The 13,265-nt window shown below is 42.4% G+C and carries 12 protein-coding genes; 9 read left to right on the top strand and 3 right to left on the bottom strand.

Annotated features, from left to right (window positions below):
* Window positions 1-13: 13 nt before the first annotated feature.
* Complete coding sequence (locus tag E0H94_RS02195) at window positions 14-478, bottom strand: Lrp/AsnC ligand binding domain-containing protein (RefSeq protein WP_116762760.1); 465 nt, start codon at window positions 476-478, stop codon at window positions 14-16.
* 140 nt (window positions 479-618) lie between these two features.
* Here E0H94_RS02195 and E0H94_RS02190 point away from each other — a divergent pair, with 140 nt between their 5' ends.
* The 5 genes from E0H94_RS02190 to E0H94_RS02170 all read left to right on the top strand — a co-directional run bounded on the left by E0H94_RS02190 (window position 619) and on the right by E0H94_RS02170 (window position 6,307).
* Window positions 619-1,878 carry a D-amino acid dehydrogenase gene (locus tag E0H94_RS02190; protein ID WP_131324914.1) on the top strand — a complete coding sequence of 420 codons (1,260 nt, stop codon included), beginning with the start codon at window positions 619-621 and terminating at the stop codon, window positions 1,876-1,878.
* A gap of 44 nt (window positions 1,879-1,922) precedes the next feature.
* Complete coding sequence (gene alr / locus E0H94_RS02185; protein ID WP_131324913.1) at window positions 1,923-3,026, top strand: alanine racemase; 1,104 nt, start codon at window positions 1,923-1,925, stop codon at window positions 3,024-3,026.
* A gap of 12 nt (window positions 3,027-3,038) precedes the next feature.
* A complete protein-coding gene (locus E0H94_RS02180; protein ID WP_131324912.1) occupies window positions 3,039-3,398 on the top strand; it encodes a RidA family protein in 360 nt (119 codons plus the stop codon).
* 177 nt (window positions 3,399-3,575) lie between these two features.
* Complete coding sequence (locus tag E0H94_RS02175; protein WP_131324911.1) at window positions 3,576-5,015, top strand: amino acid permease; 1,440 nt, start codon at window positions 3,576-3,578, stop codon at window positions 5,013-5,015.
* Window positions 5,016-5,200: 185 nt separating this feature from the next.
* Window positions 5,201-6,307, top strand: a complete 1,107-nt coding sequence (locus E0H94_RS02170; protein ID WP_131324910.1) for an acyltransferase family protein — start codon at window positions 5,201-5,203, stop codon at window positions 6,305-6,307.
* Between the two features lie 82 nt (window positions 6,308-6,389).
* On the opposite strand, the gene hemJ is transcribed toward E0H94_RS02170, so the two are convergent.
* Together hemJ and E0H94_RS02160 are read right to left on the bottom strand one after the other, a co-directional pair.
* On the bottom strand, window positions 6,390-6,842 hold the full coding sequence (hemJ, locus tag E0H94_RS02165) for a protoporphyrinogen oxidase HemJ (RefSeq protein ID WP_004694935.1): 453 nt from the start codon (window positions 6,840-6,842) through the stop codon (window positions 6,390-6,392).
* A gap of 23 nt (window positions 6,843-6,865) precedes the next feature.
* A complete protein-coding gene (locus E0H94_RS02160; protein ID WP_131324909.1) occupies window positions 6,866-8,095 on the bottom strand; it encodes a beta-ketoacyl synthase N-terminal-like domain-containing protein in 1,230 nt (409 codons plus the stop codon).
* Window positions 8,096-8,366: 271 nt separating this feature from the next.
* Between E0H94_RS02160 and E0H94_RS02155 the strand changes: the two genes are divergently transcribed.
* The 4 genes from E0H94_RS02155 (at window position 8,367) to fusA (ending at window position 13,261) form a co-directional block, all read left to right on the top strand.
* Entirely contained in the window at window positions 8,367-9,815 is a 1,449-nt protein-coding gene (locus E0H94_RS02155; RefSeq protein ID WP_131324908.1) for an EcsC family protein, read from the top strand.
* Window positions 9,816-9,969: 154 nt separating this feature from the next.
* Window positions 9,970-10,344 carry a 30S ribosomal protein S12 gene (rpsL, locus tag E0H94_RS02150; RefSeq protein WP_002050319.1) on the top strand — a complete coding sequence of 125 codons (375 nt, stop codon included), beginning with the start codon at window positions 9,970-9,972 and terminating at the stop codon, window positions 10,342-10,344.
* A 177-nt stretch (window positions 10,345-10,521) separates the two neighbouring features.
* A complete protein-coding gene (rpsG, locus tag E0H94_RS02145; RefSeq protein WP_016167282.1) occupies window positions 10,522-10,992 on the top strand; it encodes a 30S ribosomal protein S7 in 471 nt (156 codons plus the stop codon).
* A 130-nt stretch (window positions 10,993-11,122) separates the two neighbouring features.
* Window positions 11,123-13,261: an elongation factor G gene (gene fusA, locus E0H94_RS02140; protein WP_131324907.1), complete on the top strand. Its 2,139-nt coding sequence runs from the start codon at window positions 11,123-11,125 to the stop codon at window positions 13,259-13,261.
* The last annotated feature ends 4 nt before the right edge of the window (window positions 13,262-13,265 follow it).

Here is a 13,265-nt window from a genome sequence, read left to right as displayed (position 1 = left end):
AGCGTAACATCGTTTAGCGCATATCTAAATATAAAGTTTCTTTAATTTCTTCCATCACAATATAGCTATGCGATGAAGCAGAGGAGGGGAGTTTTTTGAGTAAATCTCCCAGTAAGCGGCGGTAAGCACTCATTTCTTTTAAGCGTGCTTTGACCAGATAATCGAATTCGCCTGAAATTAAGTGACATTCCAAAACTTCGGGAATTTCGACCAAATCACGTGCGACTTGGTCAAACACATCACCCGATTTGGCAGAAAGTTTAATCTCTAAAAACACCAGTAAATTTCGGTCGACCAGTGCAGGATTAAGCCGTGCATGATAGCCCGTAATAATGCCATCGCGTTCCAGTCGTTTGACTCGTTCTGAACAGGGCGTGGTGGATAAATTGACCCGAGAAGCCAATTCACTAATCGCAATTCGTCCTTCTATTTGCAGAATATCCAAAATCAGGCGATCTACACGGTCTAATTTACGCATAAGTTTTTCCCTGTTTTTAGCCTTTATTTAGTGAAATGGGCATGAATATATCTCAACTATACCTATTAAATCAGTCAAATTCACTATTGATGTAGAAATATACTAGTTAAATAAACTGGTGAAGCAGTGAGAGAAAGGAAATGCGCGTAATTGTTCTAGGTAGTGGTGTAATTGGTGTAGCAAGTGCATATTATCTTGCGCAGCAGGGAGCAGAAGTCACTGTATTGGACCGTCAAACAGGTCCAGCAGAAGAAACAAGTTTTGGTAATGCAGGGCAAATTTCGCCAGGGTATTCGACTCCTTGGGCAGCACCGGGCATTCCGTTTAAAGCGGTCAAATGGATGTTCCAGCATCATGCGCCATTGGCGATTAATATGGATGGCAGCATGTGGCAGTTACAGTGGATGGCACAAATGCTGAAAAACTGTAATGCGCAAAGCTATTCAATCAATAAAGAACGTATGACCCGTGTGGCGGAGTACAGCCGTGATTGTTTACGTGAATTGCGTAAAGACACAGGTATCAGTTATGAAAACCGTTCAAAAGGCACATTACAGGTATTCCGTAATGAAGCGCAATTAGAAGCGGTACAACGAGATATTCAAGTATTAAAAGAGTGTGGCGTGCCACATGAATTGTTATTGAAAGATGACTTGGCTCGCGTAGAGCCTGCACTAGGCTTTGCCAAAGATAAATTGGTCGGTGGTTTACACTTACCAAATGACGAAACGGGCGATTGCTATAAGTTCACCAATTCGCTTGCAGATATTGCCAAAGCCAATGGTGTGAAGTTCCTGTTTAACCAAAACGTCGAGCGTTTAGTGGTTGAAGGCGATGAAATTAAAGGTGTAGTGGTGAATGGTCAAGTGCTGACTGCTGACCGTTATGTGTTGGCATTCGGTAGTTATTCACGTGATTTCTTAAAACCACTTGAGTTAAATCTACCTGTCTATCCAGTCAAAGGTTATTCATTGACGGTGCCAATTATTGATCCTGCATTCGCACCACAATCCACGGTACTGGATGAAACTTACAAAATCGCGATTACTCGTTTTGATCAACGTATCCGTGTGGGCGGGATGGCCGAGTTAAGCGGTTTTAACTTGAAATTGAATGATGACCGCCGTGGCACACTAGAAATGGTCACTAAAGATTTATTCCCTGGCGGTGATTTACCTAATGCAACGTTCTGGACTGGCTTACGCCCAATGACCCCAGACAGTACGCCAATTATTGGGGCGACTCGCTTTAAAAATCTGTTCTTGAACACAGGACATGGCACCTTAGGTTGGACCATGGCATGTGGTTCAGGCAAGTTGATCAGTGACTTGGTGATGAACCATAAACCAGACATTAGCATTGATGGGCTATCGATTGAACGTTATTTAAGTGCAGCATAATTCCTGAATTCAGGGAGTTGTTTGAACTTTAAGGAAGAAGAGTTATGCCACGTCCAATTACTGCGGTGATTCATCAATCCGCACTCAAACATAATCTGGCAATTGCGCGTGCCGCAATGCCAGACAGCCAAGTTTTTGCCGTAGTCAAAGCCAATGCTTATGGGCATGGCATTGAACGCGTGTATCAGGCCTTTAAATCTGCCGATGGTTTTGCATTGCTTGATATCGAAGAAGCCAAACGTATTCGTGCTTTGGGCTGGACAGGGGAAATCCTGTTACTAGAAGGGATTTTTTCAGCGCAAGATTTATATGATTGTGCACAGTATCAATTGAATTTTACTGTGCACAATGAATTGCAAATTCAATGGTTACAGCAGTTTCCCGTTGCAGCACAATTCAAAGTGTTCTTAAAAATGAACAATGGCATGAATCGTTTAGGGTTCACACCAGAACACTATGTCGGCGTGTGGAAAAAACTGAAGGATTTAGCTTCAGTCAAAGAATTGGTACACATGATGCATTTCTCGGATGCCGATGGTGAACGTCAAGGACAATCAGGAATTGAATATCAGCATCAAGTGTTCCAGCAGATTTTGCAACAGTATCCAGGGCCATGTTCGGTCAGTAATAGTGCCGCAATTTTAAGATACTCCAGCCAGTTACGTTCGGATTATGCACGTAGCGGCATCATGCTGTACGGCAGTTCTCCAGATTTTCCAACGCATACTATTCAGGACTGGAATTTACAACCGAGTATGAGTTTGCGCAGTGAAATCATTGCCATTCAACAGTTAAATCCAAACGACAGTATTGGCTATGGCTCAAGTTTTGTCGCAGATCGACCAATGCGGGTCGGTATTGTGGCTTGTGGCTATGCCGATGGTTATCAACGTATCTCACCGACGGGCACCCCTGTGTTGGTGAACTCCATTCGTACCCGTACTTTAGGCCGTGTCAGCATGGACATGCTTGCCGTTGACCTTGATCCAATTCCAGATGCTCAAATTGGCAGTGAAGTGGTGTTGTGGGGGCAATCGAGCACTGGGGCGGTATTGCCGATTGATGAGGTTGCAGCAACCTCTGGCACCGTTGGCTATGAACTGATGTGTGCAGTCACTGCGCGTGTCAATTTTTCAATTCAGGAATAAGGAATTTTAACCATGTCACAACAAGATATTCAGCGCTTTAATACCACTCCTGTAATGAGTGCCGTGACGGTTTTTAACAACGTGGTGTATTTATCAGGTCAGGTGCCAAAAAATCCTGATTTGGATATTACGGGACAAACGCAAGATGTATTAAACACCATTGATCAACTTTTGGCACAAGCCAATAGTGATAAAAGCCGAATTCTTTCAGCACAGCTTTTTCTGAAAGATTTGTCGGATTTTTCAGTGGTGAATGAAATTTGGATTGATTGGTTGAAAGACCATGCAACGCCTGCACGTGCCACGATTCAAGCCGATTTGGTCAATCCGAAATGGCTCATTGAAATTGCGGTAATTGCGGCACAAAAGTAAGCACTCTTCCATGGAATGGAGGATGTAAGCAACGAGCAATGTGATCAGCTAATTAACCACGAAGGTTAAGGATTGCATTGTTAAGGACACAGGCTTAACCCTAGGTGAATTGTATTGCTCGAGAGGAGCTAGATCTGGGTTAAGTCCGATAAAGGAATTTAAAAAGGATGTTGAGTTATGACCACAATGCGTGAGCCAAAAGCTGAACAGGCAACCCACGAGTTGCAACGCAAGCTCTCTAATCGTCATTTACAATTGATTGCAATTGGCGGAGCTATTGGTACAGGTTTATTTATGGGTTCAGGGAAAACCATCTCCCTCGCTGGACCTTCAATTTTACTGATCTATATGATCATTGGCGGTATGTTCTTTTTCCTCATGCGTGCATTAGGTGAAATTCTACTCTCCAATCTGCATTACAGATCTTTCATCGATATGGCACACGATTTAATTGGTCCTGCAGCGGGCTATTATATCGGCTGGTCGTATTGGCTGGGTTGGGTCTTAGTCGGCATTGCTGACCTTGCGGCCATTATTAATTATCTGAATTTCTGGTTACCACCCGATATGGCGTTTACGCCTATAGGGCAAGCGTTAATCAGTGCGGGTTGTGTATTGTTTGTCCTTGGACTGAATCTTTTAACCGTCAAGCTATTTGGCGAAATTGAATTCTGGTTTGCACTGATCAAAATTCTCGCCATTTTAGGCTTGATTGTGATTGGTGGCTTTATGGTGTTCAGTCATTTTCAAGCACCGCAAGGCTCAGTGGCTAGCTTTAGCAATGTCTGGGCGCATGGTGGCATGTTCCCGAAAGGCGTCAGTGGTTTCTTGGCAGGTTTCCAGATTGCACTCTTTGCGTTTGTAGGCGTGGAATTGATTGGAACCATGGCGGCTGAAGCGAAAGATCCTGAAAAGAACTTACCGAAAGCAGTGAATGCCATTCCCACCCGAATCATTCTGTTTTATGTGTTAGCGTTATTTATTGTCATGTCAGTAACACCGTGGAATGAAATTCCAGCGGACCAAAGTCCATTCGTCAGCCTGTTTTTACATGCAGGGATTGGTGGGGCAGCAGTGATTATGAATTTGGTGGTACTGTCTTCCGTCATGTCCTCTATGAATAGTGGCGTGTTCTCGACCAGTCGTATGTTATTTGGCTTATCTCGCGGTGGTCAAGCACCTAAAGGTTTGGGTGAATTATCTAGTCGTGCAGTTCCAGCCAAAGGCTTGTTATTTTCTTGCATCTTTATTATGGCCGGTGCGGCGCTACAGTACTTTGTACCGAACACCGTGGAAGCCTTTACCTTGGCAAGTTCATTGTGTGTAATTCTATTTATCAGTATTTGGGGACTCATTATGGTGAGCTATTTACGCTACCGTAAACTGCGTCCTGAATTGCATGCACAATCGAAGTTTAAAATGCCAGGTGGGGTATGGATGTCTTATGTGGTATTGATCTTCCTTTTCTTTACCTTGGTCATTTTAAGTTTAGAACCTGATACGTTACGTGCTTTAATCATTAGCCCAGTGTGGTTAATTATTTTGGCCACTACTTATCGTGTGTTGTATTTACCACGTGTGAAAAAACGTCTGTTAGGACAGCAACTTGATAACTAAGTAAAACGGATCCTTTACGTGATCTTTGAGAGAAAGCCCCGCGTAAGCAGGGCTTTCTTTTTGTTTGAGCTAAATAAATGGACTCTAATCAAGTGTTACATAATTGTATGATTTTAGGTATCAAAGCTGTTTAAATCAGAAGGTTTCACTTTTAATAAAGCACTTTAAAATTCTAACAACGGTCTATGCGTAATTATAAAATCGACATTCTGCGCGGAGTGTCCATTCTTTTGGTACTGATTCACCATTTCAATATTCCGTATAAATTACACGATACGTTTCTCGGTATCCCAATTGGAGGCGAAAGCTTAAGTACCTTAATTGCAAGGAATGGCAACTATGGTGTGACCATGTTTTTTGTCATTTCTGGCTTTTTGATTACCCAGCATACCTTACAACGTAGTGGATCTTTGGCGCAGATTAAGCTGAAAGATTTTTATATTCGTCGTATTGCCCGAATCATGCCGTGCTTAGTATTGCTGGTGCTCATGGTAACGATACTAGGTGCTTTGGAACTCAAACCATTCATGAATCAGTCGCCGAATGGTGTAGACGTATCTTATGCCATGACTATCCTTTCTGCCTTGAGCTTCTGGCTGAATCTATTGATTATCAAATACGGTTGGGTCAACTATGCTTTGGGCGTATTGTGGTCTTTATCGGTTGAAGAAGTCTTCTATTTAGCATTTCCTGTCCTGTGTTTAGCACTTGGTCGAGGTAAAGGCTTTATTGTTTTTCTACTCGCCGTTATCGTTTATGCACCGTATTTTCGTGCTTTATATTTTGGCGAGCAAAGCGGTGCCTATCTGTATCACTATTTCTCTAGTTTTGATGGCATTGCGATTGGCTGCCTCACCGCAATGTATGCGCAGCATTTTAAAGCTGCCATTTACACTCCCAAAGTGATCGTTGCTGTGACCGTACTTCTGATGAGTGCTTTATATTTTTATGCACCGATCAAAGAGGTGAGTACATGGAGTATCAGTGTATTTGCGCTACTTACGGCGTTACTGATATTTTGTTTTGCACAAGATCCCAAAGTTAAACCTGTCGCATACGCGGCACGGAGTTTGGTCTGGATTGGACAGCGTAGCTATGAAATGTATCTGTTTCACTTAATTGTTCTCGGCTTAATGAAAGTGGTGTATTTCCCCAAAGAAACTGTAGCGGCTGAAAAGTTGATGTTGTTGCCTGTTTATTTTATCGCGGTGTTTATTTTGAGTTGGGCGATTGAAAAGTATTATTCGACCCCGCTCAATTTGAAAATTCGTCAAGCTTGGATACGGTTGTAGCACTGGTCTTTAGTTGTACTGTTGATTTCTTACAGACATTAAAAAAGCCCCGAATCAATCGGGGCTTTTCATTTCGGGGATTCTAAAACGTTGGTTTAACCACGACTAAAATCACCACAGCAAATAAAATTAGGGTCGGCATTTCATTAAAGAAGCGCCAAAACTTGTGTGACTTGTAATGGGCGTTACCAATCAATTTCTTACGGTAATAACCGCAGACAAAATGGTAAATCACCAACAGTCCAACTAAGCCAACTTTCAGGTAAAACCACAAGGCTTCGTGGTAGTGGCGCGTTGCATCACCCCAATCCACCAAGAAATGTGCCGTGATCAGTGTTGCAATCATCGACGGCCACATAATGCCACGGTACAACTTGCGTTCCATGACTTCGAAACGTTGATGACTGACGGCATCATCACTCATGGCATGGTAAACATAGAGCCGTGGTAAGTAAAACAATGCTGCGAACCAACACACCACGGCAATAATATGTAATGCTTTTACCCACAAAAAAGCATCAGAAGGAGCATCCATCAAGTCACCCTAAAATGGGCAGCTTAGCCTTCCCACTTTTTGAAAATGAGACATGCATTTACGCCGCCAAAACCGAAACTGTTACTCATCACAGTATTCAATTTTGCGTCACGTTTTTCAAGCACGATATCAAATGGTTTTGCGCCTTCATCCAGTTCAGTCACGTTGATGTTTGGTGCAATAAAGTCATTTTGCATCATTAGGACTGAGTAGATCGCTTCTTGTACACCAGCAGCACCCAAGCTATGACCTGTCATTGACTTGGTCGAGCTAAGTGGAGGAACTTGACCTTCACCAAATGCACGTTCCATTGCCAATAATTCAGTTACGTCACCTGCAGGTGTAGACGTACCATGCGTATTCACATAGTCAATCTTATTTACGCCGTGTTGTTTTGCTTCTTCTAAGGCCATAAGTACACAACGTGTTGCGCCTTCACCAGATGGGGCAACCATGTCTGCACCATCACTGTTTGCAGCATAGCCAACAACTTCAGCTAAAATGTTGGCACCACGTGCTTGAGCGTGTTCAAGCGATTCAAGTACCACGAAACCGCCACCGCCAGCAATCACGAAACCGTCACGGTCAGCAGAGTATGGACGAGACGCTGTTTCTGGTGTGTCATTGTACTTCGAGCACAGTGCGCCCATCGCATCAAACAACAAACTTTGAGACCAGTGATCTTCTTCACCACCACCGGCAAGCATTAAGTCTTGTTTACCGAGTTGAATCAGGTTGTAGGCATAACCAATAGCATCAGCAGATGTCGCACAAGCGCTAGTAATGGTATGAGCAACACCTTGCATTTTAAATGCTACGCCTACGTTCGCAGTAATGGTGTTCGACATGTTACGTGGCACGAAGAAAGGACCAACTTTACGCGCACCTTTAGTGTCGAGTAATTCTTTCATTTCAATGACAGATGCTGTTGAACCGCCACCTGAACCGCCTGCAATACCATAGCGAGGATTGCCACCAATTTGCTCTGCGGTCAGACCAGCATTTTCTACCGCAGCAACTGCAGCATTATACGCATACATTGCACATACGCCCATAAAGCGTTTTAATTTGCGGTCAATGTGGTCGAAATTTTGTTCTGCTGCTGCGCTGATGTGACTTTTGAAATTAAGTTCAGCATAAGTCGGGTTAAAACGTGTTCCAGAAATCCCGTTTTGCAATGAATGAGTGACATCTTCTAAAGTGTTACCGATGCATGAGTTGATGCCCATACCAGTAATTACAACACGTTTCATCTACAGATCCCTTATATGGTGATATTTCGCATGACTGTATGCAATCAGGGGAGAACCTTTATGCTACAAGTCTTCATATGTTTGATTTGCAATCATGATAGCAGAAAGAATTTTGAATTCTTATGGCAAATATGATGTGTATTTGGAAGAAAGGAAAAAAGTGAATTTAGGCAAAGTTCTTAACTAAAAGAAACAGTTTGATGTTGAGATAAACTTAGACTATACCTAGTATTTAGCGAGAAATGAAAGAATTGAACAAGAAGGGTCAAGAATGACAGAAGCTAATAATAAACAATCAACAGGATTCCTCTCAAATGCCTTTGGAGTGGCTAAAAAGCTCAGCCAAACAGGAATCGATGTTTTGCAACATGTTGCACCAGGCTCTATTTCGGCTTATCCGCAAGGCGCGGGAAATTCAGCATTTATTGAGGGGAAAGCATATTCTAAATCTGCTTTTGAGACCCAAAAATATCAAGATGCACAGCAGATTTTACGAGAACATTTTCCGCAAGTTTCCCGACAGCTTTTAGGGCGTCATTATTCAAAAGTGAATAATGTGGCGAATTTTGTTGCACCACAATATACCGACAAAATTAGCGACTATTTTTTTGAAAAACTGAATGCTTTTAGTTCAGATATCAGTTCTGTCGATGACGTTTTAGATCAGGCTGGGGTGCGTGATCTGGAAAGCTTAACACAAGATATTGATCGTTCTAAACGGATTAGTCAGGCTTTAGCAGAACAAAATAAATGGATTGCATCTTTACAAGGCCTGCTTACAGGGGCAACGGGTACCATTGGTTCAAGTGTCGATATTCCATTGTCTTTAATTTTGTCACTGAGAACCATTTATCAGGTCGGGCGATCTTATGGCTTTGAACTGAATAAAGATACTGAACAAGAGATTATTCAATTTATTTTCAAACAAATTGATTTAGGAATCATTGCAGAGAAGCAAGCCTTATTAATGGCAGTTAAAACCGTGTCTAAAATGTTGCAAAAGCATGATATTGGGCAGTTGCAGCATTTATTGGGCTCAAGCAATGACATTGAAATGCTTAGAAAGTGGCTACACAATGAGCAGGGTGATTATAAATGGGCTTGGATGAATAAAGTCCCGAACTATAGCTTCCTAGGCAAATTGACGCCTGTTGCGAGTGCGACGTTAAGTGCAGTATATAGTTGGAAGCTAATAGAGGATGTCAATCAAAAAGCACAAGTGGTTTTTGCTCAAGCACGTCAATATATCCAGCAACATAAAGACCTCGAACTCTCAGTGGTCACTGCGTATGAACGTTCATTGGCGTTATTATCACAAGCGACACCAAAACTATTGATCGAAACGGTTCAACCAAGTTTGCTTGAGGCAGAGTCCATCAATGCTGTAGTTGAGACCAGATTGGAAAATAATAAAAATATTACCAAAGTTCACGTACAGAAAAAAACTACGCCAAAACCAAACCATGACACGGAACAACAACAGCAAATTGAGCAGGGCTTAGAAAAATTGGCGGATCATTTGATTGAACCACAGGCAGAAGTAAAGCAGCAACAGCCTGCATTAACCTCAACAAGTAGTGATGCTATAGAGGTTATTGTGGATGGCGTTTCGAAAAAAATTGAAAACCCTTTGGCAGAGCCAACAGTGGCTGTAAAGCGTCCACGTAAAGTACCTACAAAAAGGGTTACAAAAAAGCCAATCCCACCGAATGAAAAATAAACCTCGAAAATTGTTTAAAAAACGTCAAGAAAAGCGAGATGGTTTACGGATAAAGGGTTCTCGAATGTTGACCATTTTTGCATCTTGACTTACAATTGCATGCCCTCAAAAAGTAGTATTTTTTGGGGCTTTTTATTAACGGGAGAATTGCCATATGGCAACAACAAATCAGTTGATCCGCAAGGGTCGTACGACTTTAGTTGAAAAATCTAAAGTTCCTGCGTTGAAGGCTTGTCCACAACGTCGTGGTGTTTGTACACGTGTTTACACAACTACACCTAAAAAACCTAACTCAGCAATGCGTAAAGTTTGCCGTGTTCGCTTAACTTCTGGTTTTGAAGTTTCTAGCTACATCGGTGGTGAAGGCCATAACCTACAAGAGCACAGTGTTGTTCTTATCCGTGGTGGTCGTGTTAAAGACTTACCAGGTGTACGTTACCATACCGTTCGTGGTTCTTTAGACTGTGCTGGCGTGAAAGATCGTAACCAGTCACGTTCTAAATACGGTACTAAACGTCCTAAGAAATAATCTTTCGAGATTAAAATCTTAGTTCGTTAGAACTGCAATCCTTTATCGTCTCGCTTGTCTGATTTCTGCATTTATTTTGTGAAATTCAAGCGACGTGTAGTAAGGCCAGCGAAGGTACACGACACTTTGTACCACTGCTGGATTAACCTGAAGTGTCATATATATAGGTAGTTTAAAATGCCAAGACGTCGCGTAGTTGCTGCTCGTGAAATCCTTCCGGATCCTAAGTTCAGTAGCCAAACAATCGCTAAATTCATGAACCACGTAATGCAAGATGGTAAAAAATCTATTGCTGAAAGTATCGTTTACGGTGCTTTAGACCGCGTTCAAGAAAAAAACAAAGTAGACCCAGTTGAATTTTTCGAGACTACTCTTGAAAAAGTTCGTCCTATGGTCGAAGTAAAAGCTCGCCGTGTTGGTGGTGCTACTTATCAAGTACCTATGGAAGTGCGCCCATCCCGTCGTACTGCCTTGGCTATGCGTTGGTTAGTAGATGCTGCTGCTAAGCGTTCTGAAAAAACTATGGCTTTACGTCTTGCTGGTGAGTTGCTTGATGCAGCTGAAGGTAAAGGCGCAGCTGTTAAAAAACGTGAAGATGTGCACCGTATGGCTGAAGCCAACAAAGCCTTCTCTCACTACCGTTTCTAAGCGGATAAAACAGGCCTTAATCAGGACAATGACAATTATGTTTTCACATAATTGTCATCAAATCGCTTTAAGTTGCTAAGCAGCTTAAAGCGTCCTGTTTTAACAACAAAATTTAGGAATGCTAGAAATCATGGCTCGTCAAACTCCAATTTCTCGTTACCGTAACATTGGTATCTCTGCGCACATTGACGCAGGTAAAACAACTACGACTGAACGTATTTTGTTCTACACAGGTGTATCTCACAAAATTGGTGAAGTACATGATGGTGCAGCAACAATGGACTGGATGGAACAAGAGCAAGAACGTGGTATTACCATTACTTCTGCTGCGACAACTTGTTTCTGGTCAGGTATGAGTAGCCAATTCCCACAACACCGTATCAACGTAATCGATACACCGGGACACGTAGACTTCACAATCGAAGTTGAACGTTCTATGCGTGTTCTTGACGGTGCGTGCATGGTTTACTGTGCGGTAGGTGGTGTACAACCTCAGTCTGAAACTGTATGGCGTCAGGCTAACAAATATAAAGTGCCTCGTTTAGCATTCGTGAACAAGATGGACCGTACTGGTGCAAACTTCTTCCGTGCTGTTGAACAAGTTAAAACTCGTTTAGGTGGTAATCCTGTTCCTATCGTTGTGCCAATCGGTGCTGAAGATACGTTTGCAGGTGTTGTTGACCTTATCGAAATGAAAGCGATTATCTGGGATGAAGCATCTCAAGGTATGAAGTTTGAATACGGCGATATTCCAGCTGACCTCGTTGATACTGCTAATGAATGGCGTACCAAGATGGTTGAAGCTGCTGCTGAAGCTTCAGAAGAATTAATGGACAAGTACCTAGAAGAAGGCGATCTTTCTAAAGAAGACGTCATCGCTGGCTTACGTGCTCGTACATTAGCATCTGAAATTCAAGTAATGCTTTGTGGTTCTGCGTTCAAGAATAAAGGTGTTCAACGTATGTTGGATGCTGTAATTCAATTCTTACCTTCTCCTACAGAAGTTAAAGCAATTGAAGGTGTTCTTGACGATAAAGCTGAAACTAAAGCATCTCGTGAAGCATCTGACGAAGCTCCGTTCTCTGCGTTAGCGTTCAAAATCATGAACGATAAATTCGTAGGTAACTTGACCTTCGTACGTGTTTACTCTGGTGTTCTTAAACAAGGTGATCCAGTTTATAACCCAGTTAAATCTAAGCGTGAACGTATCGGTCGTATCGTGCAAATGCATGCGAACGAACGTCAAGATCTTGATGAAATCCGTGCAGGTGATATCGCAGCGTGTGTAGGTCTTAAAGACGTTACAACGGGTGATACATTATGTGATGAGAAAAACGTCATTACTCTTGAACGTATGGAATTCCCAGAGCCAGTAATTTCATTGGCTGTTGAACCAAAAACTAAAGCTGACCAAGAAAAAATGTCAATTGCTTTAGGTCGTTTGGCTAAGGAAGATCCATCATTCCGCGTTCGTACAGATGAAGAATCTGGTCAAACCATTATTGCTGGTATGGGTGAGCTTCACCTTGACATCATCGTTGACCGTATGAAGCGTGAATTCGGTGTTGAAGCGAACATTGGTAAACCAATGGTTGCTTACCGCGAAACAATCAAAAAGACTGTTGAGCAAGAAGGTAAGTTCGTTCGTCAAACAGGTGGTAAAGGTAAATTCGGTCATGTATATGTTCGTTTAGAGCCTATGGATGTTGAAGAAGCTGGTAAAGAATACCAATTCGCTGAAGAAGTTGTAGGTGGTACTGTACCTAAAGAATTCTTCGGTGCGGTTGATAAAGGTATTCAAGAACGTATGAAGAATGGTGTCTTGGCTGGTTACCCTGTTGTGGGTATCAAAGCGACATTATTTGATGGTTCTTACCACGATGTCGACTCTGACGAATTGTCGTTCAAAATGGCGGGTTCTTACGCATTCCGTGATGGTTTCATGAAAGCAGATCCTATCTTGCTTGAACCAATCATGAAAGTTGAAGTAGAAACTCCAGAAGACTACATGGGCGATATCATGGGTGACTTAAACCGTCGTCGTGGTATGGTTCAAGGTATGGACGATTTACCTGGTGGAACTAAAGCAATTAAAGCAGAAGTTCCTCTTGCTGAGATGTTTGGTTACGCGACTCAAATGCGTTCTATGTCTCAAGGTCGTGCGACTTATTCTATGGAATTTGCTAAATACGCTGAAACTCCACGTAACGTGGCGGAAGGTATTATTGCTAAGTTCCAATCTGGCGGTAAAAAAGGTGACGACGAGTAATCTT

Origin of the sequence: Acinetobacter sp. ANC 4173, from assembly GCF_004331255.1 — a bacterium.
Classification (GTDB): Bacteria; Pseudomonadota; Gammaproteobacteria; order Pseudomonadales; family Moraxellaceae; genus Acinetobacter.
The sequence above is the reverse complement of the archived record's forward strand: the minus strand, read 5'-3'. Positions and strand labels throughout refer to the sequence as shown.